At 64.9% G+C, this 20,945-nt stretch carries 23 protein-coding genes; 7 read left to right on the top strand and 16 right to left on the bottom strand.

Annotated features, from left to right (window positions below):
• Nucleotides 1-14: 14 nt before the first annotated feature.
• Nucleotides 15-401: a hypothetical protein gene (locus K8P10_RS04270; protein WP_224780564.1), complete on the bottom strand. Its 387-nt coding sequence runs from the start codon at nt 399-401 to the stop codon at nt 15-17.
• Nucleotides 402-563: 162 nt separating this feature from the next.
• Here K8P10_RS04270 and K8P10_RS04260 point away from each other — a divergent pair, with 162 nt between their 5' ends.
• The gene (locus K8P10_RS04260) at nt 564-893 is read left to right on the top strand and encodes a helix-turn-helix transcriptional regulator (RefSeq protein WP_224780563.1); all 330 of its coding nucleotides are present in this window, start codon (nt 564-566) and stop codon (nt 891-893) included.
• On the opposite strand, the gene K8P10_RS04255 is transcribed toward K8P10_RS04260, so the two are convergent.
• On the bottom strand, nt 863-1,459 hold the full coding sequence (locus tag K8P10_RS04255; protein WP_224780562.1) for a TetR/AcrR family transcriptional regulator: 597 nt from the start codon (nt 1,457-1,459) through the stop codon (nt 863-865). The two genes, K8P10_RS04260 and K8P10_RS04255, sit on opposite strands and share 31 nt — an antisense overlap.
• A 76-nt stretch (nt 1,460-1,535) precedes the next feature.
• Between K8P10_RS04255 and K8P10_RS04250 the strand changes: the two genes are divergently transcribed.
• Nucleotides 1,536-1,937: a VOC family protein gene (locus K8P10_RS04250; protein ID WP_224780561.1), complete on the top strand. Its 402-nt coding sequence runs from the start codon at nt 1,536-1,538 to the stop codon at nt 1,935-1,937.
• A 47-nt stretch (nt 1,938-1,984) separates the two neighbouring features.
• On the opposite strand, the gene arr is transcribed toward K8P10_RS04250, so the two are convergent.
• From arr to K8P10_RS04235, 3 genes are all read right to left on the bottom strand, one after another.
• A complete protein-coding gene (gene arr, locus K8P10_RS04245; RefSeq protein ID WP_224780560.1) occupies nt 1,985-2,395 on the bottom strand; it encodes an NAD(+)--rifampin ADP-ribosyltransferase in 411 nt (136 codons plus the stop codon).
• 42 nt (nt 2,396-2,437) lie between these two features.
• A complete protein-coding gene (locus K8P10_RS04240) occupies nt 2,438-3,295 on the bottom strand; it encodes an aldo/keto reductase (RefSeq protein ID WP_224780559.1) in 858 nt (285 codons plus the stop codon).
• A gap of 234 nt (nt 3,296-3,529) precedes the next feature.
• Nucleotides 3,530-4,942, bottom strand: coding sequence for a PLP-dependent aminotransferase family protein (locus K8P10_RS04235; RefSeq protein ID WP_224780558.1), 1,413 nt, complete (start codon nt 4,940-4,942; stop codon nt 3,530-3,532).
• Between K8P10_RS04235 and K8P10_RS04230 the strand changes: the two genes are divergently transcribed.
• Nucleotides 4,941-5,864, top strand: a complete 924-nt coding sequence (locus K8P10_RS04230) for a DMT family transporter (RefSeq protein WP_224780557.1) — start codon at nt 4,941-4,943, stop codon at nt 5,862-5,864. The genes K8P10_RS04235 and K8P10_RS04230 overlap by 2 nt on opposite strands.
• Nucleotides 5,865-5,935: 71 nt before the next feature.
• Here K8P10_RS04230 and K8P10_RS04225 read toward each other — a convergent pair whose 3' ends face one another.
• The 10 genes from K8P10_RS04225 to K8P10_RS04180 all read right to left on the bottom strand — a co-directional run bounded on the left by K8P10_RS04225 (nt 5,936) and on the right by K8P10_RS04180 (nt 16,392).
• A complete protein-coding gene (locus tag K8P10_RS04225; RefSeq protein WP_224780556.1) occupies nt 5,936-6,739 on the bottom strand; it encodes an alpha/beta hydrolase fold domain-containing protein in 804 nt (267 codons plus the stop codon).
• 143 nt (nt 6,740-6,882) lie between these two features.
• Entirely contained in the window at nt 6,883-8,145 is a 1,263-nt protein-coding gene (locus K8P10_RS04220; RefSeq protein ID WP_224780555.1) for an amidohydrolase family protein, read from the bottom strand.
• A gap of 5 nt (nt 8,146-8,150) precedes the next feature.
• On the bottom strand, nt 8,151-8,531 hold the full coding sequence (locus K8P10_RS04215) for a Rieske 2Fe-2S domain-containing protein (RefSeq protein ID WP_224780554.1): 381 nt from the start codon (nt 8,529-8,531) through the stop codon (nt 8,151-8,153).
• The gene (locus K8P10_RS04210; RefSeq protein WP_224780553.1) at nt 8,528-9,688 is read right to left on the bottom strand and encodes an amidohydrolase family protein; all 1,161 of its coding nucleotides are present in this window, start codon (nt 9,686-9,688) and stop codon (nt 8,528-8,530) included. The genes K8P10_RS04215 and K8P10_RS04210 overlap by 4 nt, the downstream gene beginning before the upstream one ends.
• 87 nt (nt 9,689-9,775) lie before the next feature.
• The gene (locus K8P10_RS04205) at nt 9,776-10,702 is read right to left on the bottom strand and encodes a PDR/VanB family oxidoreductase (protein ID WP_224780552.1); all 927 of its coding nucleotides are present in this window, start codon (nt 10,700-10,702) and stop codon (nt 9,776-9,778) included.
• A gap of 44 nt (nt 10,703-10,746) precedes the next feature.
• Nucleotides 10,747-11,784, bottom strand: a complete 1,038-nt coding sequence (locus K8P10_RS04200) for an ABC transporter ATP-binding protein (protein WP_224780551.1) — start codon at nt 11,782-11,784, stop codon at nt 10,747-10,749.
• Nucleotides 11,781-12,818, bottom strand: a complete 1,038-nt coding sequence (locus tag K8P10_RS04195) for an ABC transporter ATP-binding protein (protein ID WP_224780550.1) — start codon at nt 12,816-12,818, stop codon at nt 11,781-11,783. The genes K8P10_RS04200 and K8P10_RS04195 overlap by 4 nt, the downstream gene beginning before the upstream one ends.
• Nucleotides 12,819-12,840: 22 nt before the next feature.
• On the bottom strand, nt 12,841-13,746 hold the full coding sequence (locus K8P10_RS04190; protein WP_224780549.1) for an ABC transporter permease: 906 nt from the start codon (nt 13,744-13,746) through the stop codon (nt 12,841-12,843).
• Nucleotides 13,743-14,678, bottom strand: coding sequence for an ABC transporter permease (locus K8P10_RS04185; protein ID WP_224780548.1), 936 nt, complete (start codon nt 14,676-14,678; stop codon nt 13,743-13,745). Before K8P10_RS04185 ends, K8P10_RS04190 begins: the two co-directional genes overlap by 4 nt.
• A gap of 100 nt (nt 14,679-14,778) precedes the next feature.
• Nucleotides 14,779-16,392 carry an ABC transporter substrate-binding protein gene (locus tag K8P10_RS04180; protein WP_224780547.1) on the bottom strand — a complete coding sequence of 538 codons (1,614 nt, stop codon included), beginning with the start codon at nt 16,390-16,392 and terminating at the stop codon, nt 14,779-14,781.
• A gap of 203 nt (nt 16,393-16,595) precedes the next feature.
• Between K8P10_RS04180 and K8P10_RS04175 the strand changes: the two genes are divergently transcribed.
• Nucleotides 16,596-17,594 (top strand): LysR family transcriptional regulator, encoded by a 999-nt coding sequence (locus K8P10_RS04175; protein WP_224780546.1) that lies wholly within the window; start codon nt 16,596-16,598, stop codon nt 17,592-17,594.
• Nucleotides 17,595-17,635: 41 nt separating this feature from the next.
• On the opposite strand, the gene K8P10_RS04170 is transcribed toward K8P10_RS04175, so the two are convergent.
• A complete protein-coding gene (locus tag K8P10_RS04170) occupies nt 17,636-17,971 on the bottom strand; it encodes a hypothetical protein (RefSeq protein WP_224780545.1) in 336 nt (111 codons plus the stop codon).
• Nucleotides 17,972-18,033: 62 nt separating this feature from the next.
• Between K8P10_RS04170 and K8P10_RS04165 the strand changes: the two genes are divergently transcribed.
• From K8P10_RS04165 to K8P10_RS04155, 3 genes are all read left to right on the top strand, one after another.
• Entirely contained in the window at nt 18,034-19,653 is a 1,620-nt protein-coding gene (locus tag K8P10_RS04165) for a PQQ-binding-like beta-propeller repeat protein (protein WP_224780544.1), read from the top strand.
• Nucleotides 19,650-20,243 carry a hypothetical protein gene (locus tag K8P10_RS04160; protein ID WP_224780543.1) on the top strand — a complete coding sequence of 198 codons (594 nt, stop codon included), beginning with the start codon at nt 19,650-19,652 and terminating at the stop codon, nt 20,241-20,243. Before K8P10_RS04165 ends, K8P10_RS04160 begins: the two co-directional genes overlap by 4 nt.
• Nucleotides 20,244-20,336: 93 nt before the next feature.
• Nucleotides 20,337-20,942, top strand: a complete 606-nt coding sequence (locus K8P10_RS04155; RefSeq protein WP_224780542.1) for a GNAT family N-acetyltransferase — start codon at nt 20,337-20,339, stop codon at nt 20,940-20,942.
• Nucleotides 20,943-20,945: the final 3 nt, after the last annotated feature.

Genomic DNA, 20,945 nt, shown 5'->3' with positions numbered 1-20,945 from the left:
GCCGGAAGATCAAGTCAGACGAGCGCCGGGATCCACGAGGCGACGAACCCGAGCACCCCTGCCCCGGTGAGTACTCCGCCCGTGATGAGACACGTCTTCTGAGCCGTCGACGGCGCGGAGAACCGCGCGAGATCCGGCCTCCGCCGATGCACTTCGCCGGGGTAGACGCCTTCGTCGATACCGGCCTCGTCGAGTCGCACCGGCCGTTCCCAGTGATCCCCACCCGCGGACCAGCGCGCGCTGAGCGAGACACCAATCCGGACGACCGTGATCTCGATCGGGATCCACCGCACCCGGACGCCCCGAATGATCTCCGCGACGATCAGCAGCGGGATGCCGGCACCGAGGCCGATCCACGAGATGATCTCGCCGATCATCGCGAGCGTATCGAGTGGGGACACGTGATTATCGTAGCCTCAGCGGTAGAAGCCCTCGCGCAGGTCGATGCCGTGCTCCAGCCAGACTTTCAGTGCTGCGAGCATGCCGGTCCAACCCTCGCGGTTGCCGAACGCCATCTTCGCGCCCTCGAGCCGGCCTCGCGCCCCGCCAGTGGTGAAGTACCTGTGAGCGACAATGACTCCGACGATGATCGGGTGTTCAAGGCGCTCGCGTCACCCGTACGGCGCAGAATGCTCGACGCGCTGCGGGTTTCATCCCTCACGACGGGCGCGCTTTGCGGGCACCTGTCCGACCTGGATCGCACGACCGTCCTCCAGCACCCCCGCGTACTCGAGGATGCGGAACTCGTGACCGGACGGAAGGCGGGACGCGAACGCCACCTCTCCCTTGCTCCCCTGCCGATCAAGCGCCTCCACGACCGCTGGATCAGTGGCTACATGAGCGCCGCGGTCGACCTGCTGGATCAGCTCGAAGCGGGGTCGACTGAGACATAAGCGCCGAGCAGCCCATCGAGCGCGCGGTGCGCCTGCGCTCGCGCGGATCCCGCATCCTCCTGCTGCATAATCCAGACGGCCGTCTCATTCATGGCTCCCGAGAGCAGCGCGGTCGTCGCCTCGAGCTGGTCAGATGAGACTCCGGCATCCCTGAGCGCGTCGCGGAGGTGCGCCGCCGAATGCTCGACATCGAGCCGGCGCCATTCCTGCCAACCGATGACCGCGGGAGCGTCGATGAGCAGCGTCCGTGCCGCGGACCCCGACGTGATCGCGTCGAGAAAGGCGTGGGATCCGGCGCAGAGTTGATCCTCCGGCGAGTCCCCCGCGCGTTCCGCCGCTGCGACGACGGCGTCGGCGACCTCGGACTGCAACCGCTCTACGACTGCCTCGAAAAGTCCTGTCTTACTCCGATAGTGGTGGTACACGGCGCCCCTGGTCACCTCCGCGGCCCGGGCGACATCGTCGAGCGAAATCTCCGCGAAGCCCCGGTTCGCGAACAGCTCGGTCGCCGCCTCGAGAATCCGATCGGCAGTGAGAGCAGCAGCGGCTGCGGTCGCACGAGGCATGCGGGGCTTCCTTTACGTACAGAGCGTATGTATCCTGGGCAGTGTTACATACTCAGTGTACGTAAAGGAGAGACCGATGCCCACCACGAGCTTCTACCCCGTCCTCATGTCGCAGGACGTCGCCGCTGCCGCGACGTTCTACCGGGAGCTTCTCGAGTTCGAGACGACGTTCGAGTCCGACTGGTACATCAGCACGCGCACCGGCGCCTTCGAACTGGCGATCCTGGCGCACGATCACCCCACCATCCCCGAGGCATATCGATCGCTCCCGAGCGGGGTACTCGTGAACCTCGAGGTCGACGACGTCGACGCCCTGCACGATCGCCTCACCACGAACCCGGCGGTCGAGGTCGTCCAAGCGCTGCGCGACGAGGACTTCGGGCAGCGACACTTCATCCTCGCGGCGCCGGACGGCGTGCTCCTCGATGTGATCCAGCCAATCGCGCCGAACAGCGACTTCGCCGCCGCCTACGCCTGATCCTGACGTGAGTAACCCCGAGGCGACACCCGCACCGCTCCAGCAGATCAGTTGATGATCTCCGCGTCGGGGTCCGAACGGAGCGCGGCGAGGCGCTCCCGCCATGCGTGCAGCGCCTCGGGGGCCAGTCGCGTCCACTCGGTAACCTCACGCACCACCCTGAGCGGTTCCCTGCTCCGATACGACCGCGTGGGATTGCCAGGGAACTTCTTGTCCGTGACGTTCGGATCGTTCTCGAACGCGCCCGTCGGCTCGACCTCGTAGACGTGCGGGATCCCCTCGAGCGCTGCGATTTCGGCCGCGAGCCCGGCTCCGTCGGACAGCGCAGTGAAGTAGACGTGATTCATCACGATCTCGGGCCGGTAGTTCGAGTTGTACCCCGCCGTCAACAGGTCTCCGGCGCGCAGCTGAGCCCGAGTCCCGTGAAAGAAGGGCCCTTCGTCGAGCGGCTCAGTCATGCCGTCATCTTCGCATGACTGAGCCGTACATCTCAGGAAGTGTCATTTGTCGCGGTACACCGGGAACTTCGAGTGCTCGCCGTAGTCCCGTTCGTCGAGCTCTCGCAGCGCCTCCATGTCGGCGTCCGAGATCTCGAAGTCGACCTGAGCGTTCGATCGCATGTGGTCGGGGTTTCCGGTCTTCGGCAGCGATACCGTGCCGAGCTGCAGCGTGTACCGGATGCACAGCTGCGGCACGCTGACCCCGTACTTCTCGGCGATAGCCGCTACCTGGGGATTATCGAGAATGGCGCCATGCGCGATCGGCGAGTAGGCCTCGATAAGGATGCCCCGGTCGCGGCAGTACTCGATCAGGTCGGTCGGGGTGTTTCCTGCGTGCACGAGGATCTGATTGACGCTCGGCGTTACCTCGCCGTGCTCGATGATGTTCTCGAGATCCTGCTGCAGGAAGTTCGATACCCCGATCGTGCGGATCTTGCCCGCCTGATGCGCCTCCTCGAGCGCCCGCCACGCAGCCAGGTTCCCCTCGGAGTAGTCGCCGCCGCGGAAGTCCGCCCACGGCTGCGGAGCGTGGATGAGCATGAGATCGATGTACCCGATGTCGAGCTTCGCGAGCGACTCGTCGATGGCGGCGACCGCCTCGTCGTATTCCTTGATCTCGGCGGCGAGCTTCGTCGAGACGAAGAGCTCCTCGCGCGCGACGTCTGAGGCGCGGACGCCCTCTCCGACACCACGCTCGTTGCCGTACGCCTGAGCGGTGTCGATGTTGCGGTAACCGATCCGGATCGCCGCCGCGACAGCTTCGCCTGCCCGGCCGTCGTCGATGAACCAGGTGCCGAGCCCGAGCTTCGGGATCTCCAGGCCTCCGGTCAGAGTGTAAGTCTCGTTCAGAATGCTCATGCGAATCAGTTTCCTTTCTCGAGTTCACGGATCACGCGCGCCGGCACCCCGCCGACGACAGTGAGGGGCGGTACGTGCCGGCCGGAAGGCCGACCTGCACCGAGGTCACGCGAGCCCTACGGGACGCGAGGAACTCACGTACATCGGCTCGACTGTCCATGCGTCCACGATATGCCCGCACACCGTATCGAGGGAGGCCCCGCGAGTGCCCATCTCGGTGAATTCCCCGGAGATTCAGCTCGTCGTTTCTGCAATCAGTTCGCCGAGCACCCGGGCTGCCTCGGGGAATGCGCCCGGGTTCGGGCCGGAGTAGTTCAGCCTGAGATACTTGCCAGTCGGTTCGGCCGGGAACCATGCATCGCCTCCGGCAAGAATGACGCCACGATCCTCGCAGGCCCGCGCGAATTCGGCGAGGTCGGTGATGTCGGGCAACCGCAGCCACAGGTTCAGTCCCCCCGCCGGTACCGCTTCGAGGTGCGCCGACGGTGCGTGGGTGCGCAGCGCGTCGACGAGCAGGTCGCGGCGCGAGGCGAGCTGGGAGCGCAGCGACCGCAGGTGCGTGCGCCACGCGGGTTGGGTCACCACATCGAGAGCGGCGCGCTGCAGCACCCCGCTCACATACATCGAGTGGGCCTGGGTGTCGGCCAGGATCCGGTCGCGCGCGGGTCCCCGCGCGATCAGGCCGGCCACCCGCAGCGCCGGCGACACGCTCTTGGTCAGCGACCTGACGTACACGACATGACCGCCGTCCTCCCGCGCCGCGAGCGGAGCGGCGGCAGCGGTGATCCCGAAGTCGTGCGCCCAATCATCCTCGATCAGGAAGGCCCCGTGCGCGCGCACCGTGTCGAGCACTCGATCCGCGAGCGTCGCCGACCACTGCGCGCCGGTCGGGTTCGCGAAGTTCGGCTGCGCGTAGAAGGCCCGGGCACCGGTCTGCGCGAACGCCCGGTCGAGCTCGTCGGGGTCGGGCCCGTGCGGTCCGCTGGGAACCGGGATGAGTTGCACGCCCACCTGCGCGGCGGCCAGGATAGCGCCCCAGTAGGTCGGCGATTCGATGAGGAGGGGTCTGCCTGCACCGACCAGCGCTCGGAAGAGAGTGCTGAGCCCGCTCTGACTGCCGGGAACGATGACGACGTCGCTCTCGGCGGGAGGCATGACCCCGTTCGGGGTACCGGATCCGAGTTCCGTCGCGAACCAGGACTGAAGCTCCGGGAGGCCCGCGGCGGGGGCGCGCCCCACCACTGCATCGCTGCGAGCTGCGCGGGTGAGTGCGGCGCGGACGAGGCGCTCCGGCAGGAGTTCACGGTCCGGGTACCCGGAGTGCAACGCGATGACATCGTTCGGCGCCGTGCGCATCGCGGCCGTCATCCCGGGGAGCCGATGCTCGATCGGGCCGAGTGCCGCGGTCTGCCACCCGTAGTCGTGCGGACGCGCGGCGCGAACCTCGCGCACGAACGTGCCGACGCCCTGGCGGGACTCGATCACCCCCTGCGCGATGAGTGTGCGAAGCGCCCGCTGCACCGTTACCGGACTCGCCCCGTGCTCCGCTACGAGCGCGCGCGTTGAGGGCAGCCGGGTCCCCGGTGTCGCCGCGGCGATCCGGGCACGGAGCGCGGCGGCGATCCGATCACTGCTACTATCGGTCATGAAGCAACATAGTACCGCTACTCTCGAAATTCGACGACTGCTACCCCGCACCCGAGCCGGTCTCTGGTGGGGACTCCTGGGGGTCACCGCCTTCTCGTTCACGGTGCCCCTCACCCGCGTCGCGGTGGAGCACGACCACCTCCCGCCCCTCTTCGTGGGCGCCGGCCGAGGAGCGGTCGCGGCGCTGCTCGCGGCGATCGTGCTCTTGGTCACCCGCTCCCGACCACCCCGCGGGGCGCAATGGGGGCAGGTGGCGGTCGTGGCGGGTGGTGCCGTAGTCGGCTTCCCGCTACTCACCTCGTTCGCATTGACCACCGCACCGGCAGGTCACGGTGCCGTGGTCATCGCGGTGCTGCCGGCAGTCACCGCCGTGTGCGCGGTGCTCCGCACGGGTGAGCGTCCCTCCCGCGCATTCTGGGTCGCCGCCACCCTCGGTGCGGTCGCCGCCGTGAGCTTCGCTCTCGTCCAAGGCAGCGGATTCGTCGGGCTCAGCGCTTCCGACCTGCTGCTCTTCGCCGCTGTCGTGGCGTGCGCGATCGGGTACGCCGAGGGCGGGCTGCTCGCACGCACACTCGGGTCATGGCAGACGATCTCGTGGGCACTGATCCTCGCCTCGCCGCTCATGATCTTGCTGACCGCCGTCGCCGTTATCCAGCACCCGCCGACTGCCACTCCGCTCGAGTGGAGCGCATTCGCCTACCTCGCGATCGTCAGCATGTTCCTCGGATTCTTCGCCTGGTACCGGGGCCTCGCGATCGGCCCTATGGCGCAGGTCAGCCAGGTGCAGCTCAGTCAGCCGGTGATGAGCCTGGTCTGGGCCGGCCTGCTGCTCGGCGAGGAGATCGGGTGGCACACGGTGATCGGCGGCATGGCCGTGGTCGGCTGCGCGCTGCTCGCAGTGCGGGCGCGAGGTCGTACATAAGAGGATCCCCCTGACTCCGTCGTACGTGACCCGTCACCACGACAGGCAGATTCGCGGTTTCCCTCTCGAAATCAGGCTCTTTCTCGAGGGAACTCCCGATCATCTTCAATGTTGGAATAGGTGCGCGACGCGTCATCGAAGAACCTCAAGAGCACCGGGCCAAGGGCATCGAAGGGTGTGCCAATCGCGTGAACAGTGGTGAAGTGGTTCGCAGCGCGCGCCCAAACGGAATGAGGCATGACTCCACCTATCTCTGAGTACGTCCGCATCACAGTGCGCAGCTGGTCCTGCGCGTCCGGAGTGTCATACTCTCCGACAGCAAACAGCACCGGGCTTTGATGTCTCGCGAGTCGCGAGCACAGGTCCCATTCGGTGACCACGTCAGACTGGGCCCCGAAGTAGGGTCTCAAACGCTCTGAGCCGAAGGCGGGAAGATCGTAGATGCCTGACACCAGTGAGAGAGATGCGGGCGCGGGGTCAGCAGCTGCGAACCCTGGTCCACCGACGGTGTAGGCCGCGGCGTGGACGGCGCCTGACGAATTGCCCACGAGGTGCACGGGAATCGGCGCACCGTCGGGAGTTCGAAATCGGTCATTGCACCAGTCAATTGCCAGCGCAACGTCTTCCGCAGCAGCAGGCCACTGCGCCGCTGGAGCGAGGCGATGACCGATTAACGCTCCGACCCAGCCGTGGCGCGCAGCCCACCGACCGATGTTGCCATGGTACGGGCTACCGGGGCGCCGCCGGGCACCGCCGACGAACGCACCACCGTGCACATACATCACCACTCCCCTCGGGGCAGCGAACGCAGGAAGATACAGGTCGACCGCTTGCTCGGGATACGGGCCGTATGAAACATCGAGTTCCTTCACCACCGAGTCATCGTCAGGATCGACTGCATGCAGTGGCGCCAACAGACCCCCCGAGCGCTGGATCGTCTCCGGCCCGACCTCTGGTCCAATCTCCCGGACTGCCACCTCGAGCTCGGCCCAGTCACGTGGCGCGGCACCCGCCGCACTCAATCCCCAGCCGGCACCCACTCGATCTCCCGCCCGTCCTCGGTGTCGTAGCTACGCCGACTCGGGTCCCCGAGCTCTCCGGTCACCGGCATCTCTCCCACTGCGACCGTTGGCTCCTCTGTCGGACGACGCGTCCGTTCCGGCCAACGGAACCACTCCAGAGCGTTATCGGTGAACACCTTTTGACGCCATTCCACCGGCACACGCGAGGCGACGTCGTCGACGGAGTCGCAATCCCACGACGGAAACCCGGAAGCGTAACAGATGAGGTCGTCCATGCCCCCGAAGGCTTCGAGCGCGCGAATCACCCGGTCGGCGCCGTCAACCTCCGGAGCACGATCGAACGGCCAACTCCCGATGCGGAAGTGCTCGCGGAAGTACTCGCTGGGCAGTCTGCGCACCCAGGGCACCTCGCGCCGCAGCCCCCGCCAGTTCACGTCGAGGCGGAAGAAAAGGCCTGGCACCCAGGCCACACCGACCCCCGAAATGAAAAGGCGGAGGCTCGGGTACTTCTCGAACACCCCCTGCACGATCATGCTCTGCACGTGAGTCATCATCGGGCTATACGACAAGGCAGCCACCTCAGCGAAGGTTGAGGGAAGACCTCCGGCGGTCGGGTGTGTCAGCGTGTCGGAGCCCTGATCTCCTCCGGCGTGCAGCACAACGGGCAGGTCGAGCTCGGCCGCAGCCTCGTAAATGGGGTGGTATGCGGGATGCCCGAATGGTTTGTTCATACCGTTCGCCGCCATGAGTACACCTACCATACGGTCATTCTCACCCGCCCGACGAATCTCCTGCGCCGCTTGCACCGGAGTCTGGTTGGCCGCGAGGATCAATCCGCAGAAACGCTCGTCCATGGCAAACCACCGGTCCGCGGTCCATTCATTCATAGCGCGCGCGAGCGCGGCAGCGCGGTAGGCGTTCGGGACGCTGGGAATGAACATCCCTCGATCATGGGAGAGAATCGCGCGCGAAGTCTGGCCGCTTCCAAAAATCCGTTCGACGGTTCGCTCGGGGTCCGAGGCTGCCGGCGCAGTGGGGTCGGCAACCGAGCCTTCGACGTAGTCGCCTCCCGGTCGTCGATAAGCCGTCGCGGGGAGGATGTGCATGGCTCCCGCGCCACCCGGAAGACTTCCGGGCACTCCCAGGTGCTCACGCCAGCCCGCATCCATGTAGTCGGTGACATCGAGCTGCGAGGCCCAGTGGTGGTGCACGGCCGTATCGATCACTGACCGCGAATCAAAGCTTTCCGGTGCGGACATTTTCGTCACTTCCTTCCGAGAGTCAACAGCACGCGTCCGGCCTCTCGCCGTACGCGGTACGTGCGCATGCGGAACCCGGGGGCTGCAGCGGCACCGTCCTCGAGCTGGAACTCCCACCGGTGCCAGGGGCACAGCACCACAGGAGTCTCCTCGTCCACACTCAGCGAGACGTCAGGCTCTCCCGGGGTCGCGTATGCCTCGGCGGTCAGACGCTTCTGCAGGAATCCAGCGCAGAGCGGTGCACCCTCATGCGGGCAGGAGTTCCGGAACGCATAGATCCGCTCACCCCAGCGGCACACTCCGAGTTCCATGCCTCCCAGTTCGACGCTCACCAGCTGACGATCCGGGAAATCCTCCCATGCTCCGATGTCGATTCCCTCGCTCACGCGACTTCGCTCCCTCGAACGGCGGCGGGCCGAAGACGCAGCATCGATCTCGCATTTTCGGAGAACAGCTTCGGTAACCACTCCTTCGGAAGGCGGCTCGATACGTAGAAGGGGTCGTCAGCATCCCAGTGCGGGTAATCGCTCGAGAAGCACAGCAGATCCTCCATGCCTCCGAAAGCTTCGAAGAGCTCTACGAGCTGCTCCTTGCGCGGGGTCAGTTCAAAGGGCTGAGTACTGAACTTCACATGCTCGCGGAGGTACTCGCTCGGCAATCGACGCACCCAGTCACTCTCGGCACCCATCTCGGTCCGCACCGCGTCGAGGCGCCAGAAGAAGTTGGGGATCCATGCGAGCCCCGTCTCGACGACCAGCACTTTGAGGTTCGGGAATTTCTCGAACGTCCCTTGGGCGACGAAACTCGCGAGGTGCGCGAGAGTCGGCTGCTGCAGCAGAGTATGCCATTCCAGACGAGAGCCTGGAATTCCGCCCGCAGCCGTGTGCGCGAGGCCTCCCTCGGTCTCTCCCGCCGCTCCGTGAATGATGATCGGCAACCCGGCTTCTTCTGCCGCGCGCCAGATCGGGTCGTACACAGGGTGGCCGAGCGGCTTCCCAAAGGGGTTCCAAGCGATGAGCACGCCGGTCACCTGGGCGTGAGGCGCCATGCGCTCGATTTCTGCGACCGCCCGGTCCGGCAACTCCGGCGGCACGACGATCGCGGTGCGCATCCGCTCGTCATAGGTCAGCCAAGTGCGCACGACCCAATCATTCATGGCTGTCGCCAGGGCAGCGCTGAACTCGGGATTCCGTTGAGCCATCTCCTGCCCAATGTCGAACGTGAGGTTTACCGCTTCCACCGAAGGGTACTTGTCGAGATACTGCTCCTTCATGAGCGCGAACGAGGTGCCGCGACCGTCCTCAGGCAGGGCCTCCAGGCGTTTGTTGACCCCGCGGTGGAACGGGTAGGTCAACCCCGCGGGCACGAGCGCTGTCATGCGACCGCCCGTGCGGCTTTCGGCGTAACTGCGCCATTTCTCCGGCAGGGTCTCAAGCACCTCGTCGCTCTGGCGCCAGCGCTGGTGTACGTCGACGTCGATGATCGAGTAGTCGAAGTGGGGGGTTCCTCGGGCCATCTCGGAGTCCTCTTCTCTGCTCGTCATCGAGCACTCGTTTCTAGTTCCTTCAGTCTCCCTGGCCCAGAAACATCAATCAAGCAGTGCTTTGATTGCTTCAAACACACTTCAGCTTCACAAATCAAGCACGATCTTCCGCCCGCAGGAACGTGAGACGCAGATCATCATGCAATCTCCCATTTCTCGCTCCAGTTCGCTCAGTACGCTGTCCCGGTGATCGGGGTCGCCCTCCAGTACAGTCGTCTCGCACGTACCACAGGTTCCCTCCTCGCATGAGGACGGCACATCAACCCCCGCTTCTCGCACCACGTCGAGGATCGAGCGGTCCGAAGGCACTTCGACTTCGACGCCACTCTCCGCAAGCTCGACCGTGAACGCCGCGTTCACCGTTGCACCCGCTTCCTCCCGCGGACGGAACCGCTCGACGCGTAACCGATCTGAAGCGACGGGGCCGACGATCGCTTCGACGTCCACGAGCATTCGATCTGGCCCGCAAGCGTAGAAGACGGTGCCTCCACCGGCCGACGCGGCCATGTCTGCGAGATCCAGGCGCGGCCCCTCACTCGATATGTACGTCACCACCCGCTCGCCGTACCGTTCGGTCAGTTCCTGCAAGTAGGCCATGCGATCGCGGCTGCGCCCCGCATAGTGGAGACTCCAGGGAACACCTCGTTCGCTCAGCGCGGCGATCATCGAGAGGAGCGGTGTGATCCCGATACCTCCGGCGATGAGCACCGCCCTCTCGATATCGGCATCGAAATTGAAATGATTTCGCATCCCCGTGATTCGCAGTTCGTCCCCGACCCGCAGGGCGTTGTGCATATAGGAGGATCCTCCACGACTCTCGTCTTCCAGCAGCACGGCGATCTCCAGGAACTCGGTCTCGTCGAGGTCTCCGCAGAGGGAGTAGTGCCGGACGAGACCGTTCGGCAATTCCAGATCGATGTGCGTTCCCGGCGTCCAAGACGGTGCCGCCTGTGCGTCAATCCGCTCCATACGCACTCGGCGCACCCCCACCACGGACGTGTCGATGTCGCGCACTGTCACGAGCAGTGCGTCCCCGCCATTCTGGAGCTCAGCGCCGCTCATGCCTGCACCCCCGGTAACGCTCTCTGCGGCTCGGGTGCATCAATGAGTGGGTGGTGACACGCCACTCGCCTTCCCGGCGAGACCTCCCGTAATTCCGGAACCTCGGTTGAGCAGCGGTCGCTTGCCAGGGGGCAGCGCGTACGGAAGCGGCATCCGCTCGGCGGGTTCATGGGAGACGGCAGTTCTCCTCTCAGCTCGGCATCTTTCGGAAGTGACGGAGCTCCAGGCGCCGGAACAGAGGCGATGAGCGCCCGCGAATACGGGTGGGCGGGAGTGCGGTACACGCCATCGGTATCGCCGATCTCAACGATCTTGCCAAGGTACATCACCGCCACACGATCGCTCACATTCCGGACGACCGAAAGGTCGTGCGAAATGAAGAGCATGCCCAGCCCATGCTCTTGACGCATGCGCTCGAGCAGGTTGAGGACTTGGGCCTGCACCGAAACATCGAGTGCCGATACGGGCTCATCGCAGATCAGCACATCGGGAGACGGCGCCATCGCTCGGGCGATCGCAATGCGCTGGCATTGTCCTCCTGAGAAGTCGCCGGGGCGCCTGCCCGACATCGTATCGGGATCGAGGCCAACTTCTCCCATGACCTCACGCGCACGCGAGGGGATCCTGGTGCGCTCTGCGCCATGGATCCGCAACCCCTCGGCAACGATGTCACGAGTCTTGCGACGCGGATTGAGCGAAGAGATCGGATCTTGAAAGATCATCTGCATTCGTGCGAGCATCCGTCGCAGCTGTCGTCTCGGCATCGAAGTGAGCTCTCGACCCAGCAACCTGATAGAACCGCTCTTGGGCCGCTGCAACCGCACCAGGGTGCGGGCAAGCGTCGACTTGCCGCAGCCCGATTCGCCGACGAGCCCGAGGGTTTCACCCCGGCGCAGCTTGAAGCTCACTCCATCTACGGCGTGCACTACACCCCCAGGCACAGAGAACTGCTGCACGAGCTCATCGACTTCGAGCACCACCTCCTCCGAATCGACGGAGACCGCGGGGTCTGACGGAATGTCGGTCTTGGTCATGCGATTCCCCTCTCGTCTCTGTTGACGGGCACGTAGCAGGCGTAGTGATGATCTGAGCCGGACGCGGTCGGTTCCAACCGCGGGATCTCTGTGTGGCAACGCTCGATCGCGGCGTTGCAGCGGGGTGCGAAGCGACACCCGGCAAGCACTGCCGCGGGATCCGGAGGCACGCCGGGAATCGCCCGCAACAGCGTGTGCCGTGGTTGATCCATCTGCGGGATCGCGTCAAGCAGGGCGTTTGTGTACTGATGCCGGTTTTTGGTGAAGAGCTCTCGAGTCGATGCCGATTCCATGACGCGCCCGCCATACATCACTATCGTGCGGTCGGTGCGGCCCGCGAGAACACCAAGGTCGTGGCTCACCATAATGACTGCCATGCGGCGTTCCGCCTGAATATCCTGCAACAGGTCGAGAATCTGCTTCTGCACCGTCACATCCAGCGCGGTGGTCGCTTCATCGGCGATGAGAAGTTGCGGATCACAGGCGAGTGCGATGGCGATCATGACGCGCTGGCGCATCCCTCCCGACAGCTCATGCGGGTATTGCCGCATCCGCTTCCGCGATTCGGGGATCCGCACCAGGTCGAGCAGTTCCAGAGCACGGGCCTTCGCCTCCGTTCTTGACAGGCCCATATGCCGACGCGGGCCCTCGGTGATCTGGCGTCCGATCGGTACCACCGGGTTGAGCGCGGTCATTGGGTCCTGAAACACCATCGCCATCTGGGGACCGAGGTAGCCTCCCATGCGACTGAGAGGGAGTCTCAGGAGATCGATGCCGTCGAAACGTACGCTGCCGGTGAGTTCGGCAGCCCGGGGTGCGATCCGCATGAGCGAGCGCGTGAGCATGCTCTTGCCTGACCCCGATTCCCCTGCGATGCCGAGGGTTTCACCGCGACGTAGCTTGAACGAGACACCGTCGACGATGCGCAACGCACCCCGCGGTGATGCGAGCGTGCAACTCAGGTTTTCGACTGCGAGGAGTTCATCGGCCGTCGACGCGTCCACGGAAGCCACCGCTGATGCGGTTTGTGTCATCACTTCACCCTTTCCTGAGCGCTCAAATCTGGTTCTGCCCTACGTCGAATCGGGACCTCAGCCAGTCACTCACAGCGTTCAGCGCGAACACGGTAAAGAAGAGGAAGACGATCGGGATCATGACCACCGCAGGTTGACTCGCGAGCTGGCTCTGCGACTCCGCAACCATGCCGCCCCAGCTCGGCTGCGGCGCCGGAATCCCGTACCCGAGGAAGCTCACAGACCCTTCGACAACGATCAGGGTCGCCATCATCATGATTCCGAAAGAGGCGATGCTCATCAGAGTGTTGGGCAGGATCTCGCGGAACATGATCCGGACCGGTCCGGCGCCTTGGGCTCGAGCAGCCGACACAAACTCGCGCCCCGTCTGGGCGAGCACGGCGCCCTTCATCATGCGCGCGAAAGCAGGCACCATCAGCACGGCTCCGCTCACGGTGAGCGTCGTGAGGCTTGGGCGGATCGCGGCGGCGATCGCGACGAGGAACAGCATCGCAGGGAACGCTTGCACGACCTCCGAGCAGAGATCGACGATGGTCTCCATGAACCCTCGGAAGTATCCGGCAATGAGCCCGAGCAGGCCCCCGACGACGAGCGCGACCGACGCCGCGATGAGCCCGAACGTCAGGGAGGCTCGGGCGCCGAAGATCGCGCGAGAGAAGATGCTGCGACCGATAGAATCCGTTCCGAGCAGAGCATCCGGCGAGAGCATTCGCTGAAACGGCGCACCAACGACCGCGTCATACGCGGGGATCGGCAGCCACCCCGCGGTCGCAGCGAGCACGGTCAGCAGGATCAACCACGTGATCGCGAGCACGTGGCTCGCTCGCTTCAAGAATCGGACGAGCGGGGCTCGCCGGCGCGGCACGTACAGCGTCTTGGTGATCGGAAGGGGTGCTGGGGAGGTGACTGGTACCAGCTCTCGAGTCATGCGGAGCTCCTCACTCGGACGCGGGGATCGACCGCCGAGTAGATCAGGTCGACGGCGATGTTCACCAGCACGTAGACCACGGCGATGACCAGAACAACACCCTGGATCACAGGAATATCTCGAGAGGGAACAGACTGCAGCAGCACTGAACCGAGGCCTGGGAGCGCGAAGAGCACCTCAACGATCATCGCTCCACCCAGCAGCCTGCCGAGCGCCAATCCGGTGATCGTGATCAACGAAAACAGCGAGGGGCGCAGCACGTGCCGCAGCAGAACGTAGGACTTGCTCATGCCGCGTGCGCGCGCTGCGAGCACAAATGTTTCGCGCACGGTAGCGATGACATCACTGCGGAGAACACGGTAGAAGATGGCTGCTTCCATCAGCCCGAGAACAAGCGCGGGCAGGAAGGCATGCTGCAGATTGCTCAGAGGATCCTGCGAGAATGGGACCCAGCCACTGACCGGGAAGACCTGGATACGGATCGAGAGCACATAGATCAGGATCACCGCCGCAGCGAACGACGGCAGCGATATGAGCGCGCTCGAGATAGTCGAGGCCACCCGATCCACCCAGCCGCCGACGTTGGCTCCGGCGACAAGCGCGGTGGGCACCGAGAGCAGCAGCGCGATGAGCAGCGCCAGCAGCGTGAGCTCGATCGTGACAGGCAGGCGCTGGGCGATCACATCGGCGACCGGCAGATCGAGCCGGATCGATGTGCCCAGGTTGCCTTGAGCCGCGCCGGCCACCCAGTCCATGTATCGCACGATCAAGGGCTGGTCGAGCCCCATCTGCGCAGTCAGCGCCGCCACCTGCTCAGCCGTTGCCTCGTTGCCCAGCATCGCCACGGCCGGCGATCCGGGCATGAAGTCCACTGCCGCTGTGGCAAGAAGCGTGATCAGCACCATCACTGGGATGAGCCGAAGCAGCCTCATTCCTACTTGTCGCAGCACGAATCACCTCTCGTCCTCTCAGTGGCCGTACGAACCCCCAGGAGGGCGCGTGCGAGATCTGGGCCCTCCCTGTTGGATCTCGTCACTCTGCCGCGAATCCGACTTCAGGCCACGAGACGACCCCGCGTGCGTTGTACGTCATCCCGGTCACCGACGGCTCTGCTATTACCGTGATTGTCGGGGTGAAGGTGAAGAGTCCCGGCAAGTCCTCCATAAAGCGCTCCTGGACCACGCGGTACTGCTCACGCCGTTCCTCGGGGTCCGAAGTCGCTCGCGCGGCCGCCAGCGCGGCGTCGACCTCTGTGTTCGAGTATCCAGTCGTATTCCATAAGGCATCGGTCGCGAGAAGGTTGTAAAGCCCGGGCTCGGGGTCGGGGAATTTGTAGGCGCCTGGGTACGGGCTCATGTCGTAGTCTCGATCAACGAACACGCGCTCACGTCCGGCTGTCACGTCGAGCGTTTCGATCTCCACACTCACGTTCTCGAACTCGGCGAGCTTCGCCTGAATGAACTGTGCCGCACGCGAGTTCACCTCGCCGGCGATGTTGATATAGCTGATATCGACCGGCTTACCGTCGGCAGCGAGTTCATCGAAGAGCCGCTGCGCTTCCTCAGGGTCCGGGTCCGGGAATCGAACGTCGGCCTCATGGTACTGCGAGTCGGCGACGAACAGAGTTTCTATGGCCGTCGCCTCAGGCGAACCGAGAGCGACCTGAGTCAGTTCAGTGCGGTCGAGGGCGAGATACATCGCTCGGCGGGCCCTCTCATCGTCGAAGGGGGGACGCTCATTGTTCATGTAGATCCAGCCACCGCCATTCTGCTCAACCTCGAAATACGAGAGCCCTTGGCTCACGGCGTTTTCGAGCAGTGCGGCATCCGCGTCGGCGCTCGGAGCTTGCACATGCGCCGCTCCAGAAGCGATGGTATTGATTCGCTGTGCCGCGTCCGGCACCAGCTCCAAACGCAGACTGTCGAGCTTGGGCAGCCCCTCCTGCCAGTAGCTTTCGTTGACCGTATAGACCTCGTAGTCGTCGGGCACGTACTCGCTCAGCTCGAACGGTCCCGCACCGACGGGTGCCCGCGAAAAGCCTTCCGGGTCAGCCTTCACGGCCGACGGGGACACGATGAAGGGCAGCGAGTCTGCGACCGTGCGGTCGAGATGCATATTGGCGTTCGGGATCGAGATCTGCAGAGTGAGCGGACTCGTCACCTCCATGTTCCAGCTCTCGATCGCGCGCGCCTGGGAGGCGATACCCTTTTCCGCGATGTGTTCGTATGTGAATTTCACCGCCTCGGCATCGAGAGGTGTGCCATCGGAGAATTCGACGCCTTCGCGCAGTTCAATCGTCCACACGCTGCCGTCGTCGTTCGGGGTCATGCTTTCGGCGAGCTGCGGTCTCACCTCCCCCGTGACCGGGTCGAGCGTCAATAGCAGGTCGTAGATGGCTGACATACGAGTGGCGTCTCCTGTGCTCGCCATCGTGTTGTCATCAGCAGGATCGAAGCTCCGAGTCGGCACGTACATGAGCATGGTGAGATCGCCACCCGACTCGGCTTCGCGTGTGTGATCCGAGGGTTCGGACGGGTCAGCGGTGGCACCGTTCGTGCATCCTGAAAGCACCAGTGCTCCGGAGGCGATCGTGGCGGCCAATACCGGCAGCCAACGGCGCCGCTGAGTGATTCGATGAGACATCATTGCCTTTCTTCTGCACCTCTTCGTGCTTGTTGACCCAGTGCGTACCAGCGCGACACGCCCCATGAAACTCGTTCACGCGCTCCCGCAGTACGGCGAGCCCCGTTTCTTCAGCTCCGGTCGGCTTCAGTCAGCACTGCCCTCCGACAATCTGAAGGTCTCTCGCGTTCCAGCAGCTGATTCATTATCATCACAATGAAAAAGAAATGGAAAATGGTAATAATCTTCATTTAAGTACAGATCTTCTTTTGATCCTCAAGCCGGGCCAGCAGGAGGCCGCCATGCAAGCGCAATGCACGCTGAAACAACTCGAGTACTTCCTTGCCGCTGCGGAAAGCGGCACCATTCGAGCGGCCGCTGAACGATGCCATGTATCACCGGTCGGGCTGGGCGTTGCGTTGACGGAACTGGAACGCGCGCTCGGAGCACAGCTTCTTCACCGTCGCCGCGCCAAGGGAATCACTCTGACTCCGGAAGGTCGCGACGTCCTCCCCATGGCCCGAGCGATCACAGCCCAGGCCACGGAGCTCCAGCTCACACTCGACTCCCGTTCAGGGGCTGTGACTGGCACACTCCATCTGGGCTGCCTCACCGGCATCGCGTCAATGCTGATGCCGGAGATCTGCGACACCTTCGCCAAGCAGCATCCTTCTCTGTCCATCGATTTTAGGGAGGGAAGCCCGGAAGCATTGTTTTCCGCTTTGGAAGAAGGGGAACTCGAGGTCGCGTTCCTCTATGAGCGCGACCTACCCCAATCCCTGGATTGGATCCAGGTCATCGAGATGGCCCCCTACGTCATCGTGGCCGCAGATCACCCGCTCGCCACGCGCACATCGATCGATCTGAAAGAGCTCATCCATGAGCCACTCATCCGACTCAGCATTCCTCCCATTGCCACTCGGCTGACACCCTCCAGCGCGACCGAGGGTGCGCAACGAGAGGCCTACACAGTGTCAAGCGTTGAGCTCATGCGCAACCTTGTCGGTCGCGGACTCGGCTACGCTGTCCTCGGGCAAAGATCGCCGATCAGCGTCACGGCCGAGGGGCGACCCATTCATGTACTTGAGATTAATGATGACATCCCTCCGGTTCGAGTCGTACTCGCCTTCGCACGGGGAATGCGTTTACCACCGCGCGCACGCGCAGTGGCTGAGTTCGTCGAAGCGCTGCACGCCGCAGAACACGTTCCCGCATCCAGTGTGTAAACAGTGGCGGAGAAACCTTCCGTTACCTGCTCGAGTACCTTTCACTGCTCCTGAGACACACGTGACACGTGCTCCCGTCGCCGCACCACCACCTCGACGATCGCGGCGGCGATGAGGAACCCGCCTCCCCACACCGCCGCACCGAACAGGCCCAGCATCGGCAAGATCACGATGGCGTACTGCACCTGAGCGAGCACCCCGCCGACTGAGATGAATGCGCACCCGACGAACCCGACTCCGGCGATCACGCGGAGAATCGCGGAGGCCCGCGAACCCTGAGCTCTGCGCAGCGATTTCACGGCCTGCACGATCGTGACGACGCCGACCACGAACAGGAGGACGGGGACCGCGAAAAACGCCACCAACGCGAACAGCATGGGGTCCCTCCTCCGCGAGCGTTCCCCCAGGCTACCCCGAGCGCTCGGCTACCATGAAGGCCATGGCCACGAGCAGCGATGCCTCACCTGCGCCTCCTCCGCCTCGGAGACGGCGGCGGCGCGCGCTGATCTGGGGCGGTGGCGGAGCGCTTGCGATGGTGGCCGTCGCGGCGCTCGTCATCGGCACCGCAAGGCCCGACTGGTACGTGCGCGCATGGGATGCGAGCGGGATCACCTGCGGGCGCGACCTCTCGAGCATGGACGCCGGCACCTTCGACTCCCCGTGGGCGGCCTGGGGTGACGCCGAGCATTCCGACGTCGACGCCGCCGAGCTCAACACGCATCGCGAGCGCATCGAGCAACTCGCCGACGGACTCGGGTTCACACCCGTTGGCGAGATCCCGAGCACCACCGACTACTCCGACGGCGAGGTCAGCGCCGACGAGGTCTCGGTGGAAGTCGCAGCACAGGGCGGCCAACTCCGTTTGAGCGTCAACGAAACTCAGGGCATCCGAAGACTCGCGCTCATCGATCCGGGTACAGGTGAGGCGTCGTGGCAGTGGAATCTCGACGAGAGCCGGGATGCCGGAGTGATCGAGCAGGGTGAGCACCTGGTGCTCGTGAACCGCATTCTGCGCGGGCAGAACGTTTTCGTCGGCGAGCAGAGCACCGAGCTGATGAGCATCGGGAAAGCTACTGGTGAACGTGAACACTGCCGCAGGTTCCCCGGCTCAGGTGGCTACGCGGCGAGCACCACCGACGTCGGCCTGCTCGTTGGCGGGAAGTCGTGGAACCCGATGGTCGCCGATGAGGAGCAGGACGACATCGACACGCGGACCGTGCAGCAGGTGACGCTCCCTCGCTTCTCCCCGGGCTCCACGACCGCCCTCCCGGCAGTGGAGTACGAGCGAGACGGCTTCTCCCGAACTCGACCCCTCCCACTCTCGATGGGGCCGGAGGGGATCTTCCTCACGCACGCGTACAGGTTGGAGTCCCTGACCCCCGACGACCTGTTCACCGTGTCCACCTCCACCGACACCGTGGGTGACCCCGATCTGATTCCGATTCAGGCCCGGAGCCTGGAGACGGGTGAAGTGCTCTGGGAGTACGGGTCGCCCGGGGATCCGATCGCGGTCATCGACCAGGTCCCCGCCGCACCAGATCGGGTCGAAAATGGTGGGATACTCATCGCCGAGACCAGCGATTTCCGACCCCGATCTGATGACTCGGGTCTCGGGTCCGCAGCGGTCACGGTGCGTCTGCTGGACGCGGAGGGACAGGAGGTCTGGGAGGTATCGGGCACGGATGTCGGGAAAGAGTACTCGTCCGGTGATGCCGACCGTTACGTGAAGGTGCTCGGTGACGTCGTGCTCCTGCACACCGGCCCCACGGAGGTGACCGCGCTCGACGCCTACACCGGGGAGGAGCTCTGGAGCATTCCAGGGGCTCCCGATCAGATGCAGCCGCTGTGGCTCGGCGACGCCGTCACCCTCGACGGCCACCTGTACGTGCCTGGCTACGAGCGCCAGTACTTCGTCGACCCGCGTACCGGTGCGGATGCCCCCGAGACAGCGACGGCCATCGCGCGCTCGCAGATGCTGGATATCCGCCCCGTCGGAGATGACTTCATCATGGTCGGCGCTGAGAGATTCGGGACCGTGGTCCTGCAGCGCGCGTCATGAGCACGATCGGCCGCATCTTGCGTCTTGCGGCGACGGCCGTTGCGGTCGCGCTGCTCTCGGGCTGTGTGACCGTGCACAGCCCCGGCGATGCGGGCTCCGACGGTCCCGATCCCACCGCCCGCACCGTGGTCGACGGTGTCGAGCGGTGGGATCTGACCGGGGAGCCGAGCACCGATGCGTTCGGCATCCCCGAGGACCGCATTGCGGGCATCTACGAGACCGACGAACCGCGGCCGATCCTCCTGGAGCTGCCCGAAGGGACCTCTGTGCAGTTGGAGGCCCGCCTCGTTTCTTTCGAGCGGACCACCGGAAGCGACGGGGATCGCTTCTCGCTCGGGATCCGCGGGGCGACGGTCGCACCCGAAAAGCTGCATCGCCAGCTCCGATCCCTCGCTGATCAGCTGGACCTCCCACCCGCCGAGGTCGACATCTTCATCGCCGAGGTGACGAACGCGCCGGCTGAGCAGACCGAGCGGGTCCGCTACTCCTCCCCCAGCGTCACGTACGGCGACCTCGAACTCGGCGTCGCCGCAAACGTCGCCCCTATTGCAGATTCGGGTCGCTTCACCCTCGGCGGCGCGTGGGATTGACGCGGCCGAACCGCCCCGCCCGAACGCCTCAGCCGTTACGCTGAAGCTGAGGCCGATCGACGACCCCATCACCGTCTGAAAGGCGCAGGACAGATGCTCACCGTGACTCAGGCAGGCCAGGCAGATGTTCCGGCGGTCGCCCGCGTGCTCGCTTCGGCCTTCAGTGAGGACCCCGTGATGGGGCCGCTCATCACCGGCCGCCGCCGCGATGCCCGCTTTCGTGCCCTGTTCGAGGCGCTCCTCAGGTCAGGGGCGCGCGCCGGCATGCGCGTCGACGCGGCGAGGGACGAACATGGAAGAGTCGTGGGAGCCGCAACGTGGGAGCCACCGGGCCGCCGCGTGACGTTCCTGCAGCAGCTCCCCGAACTGCCGGCCTACCTGCGCGCGGTCGGAATGCGCGGCTTCTTCGCCGGCGTGCGGCTCGAACTCGCGCTCGCACGATGCCGCCCCCGCGCGCCGCACTGGTACCTCGCTGAGCTCGGCGTCTGCCCCGATCGGCGCGGCACCGGTGTCGGGTCCGCACTGCTCCGCTCGCGACTCGCGACGATCGATGCCGAGCAGTACGCCGCCTACCTCGAATCGTCGAGCCCGCGCAATCGGTCGCTCTATCGCCGTTTCGGATTCACCGCCACGGTGCGGATCACCCGCGTCCCTCACGCGGAGCCGGCCGGTATGTGGCGAGCACCGCGGAACCGCTGATAC

It is taken from the genome of Leucobacter sp. Psy1, from assembly GCF_020096995.1.
GTDB lineage: Bacteria > Actinomycetota > Actinomycetes > Actinomycetales > Microbacteriaceae > Leucobacter.
This window is presented reverse-complemented; position numbering and strand designations above follow the sequence as displayed.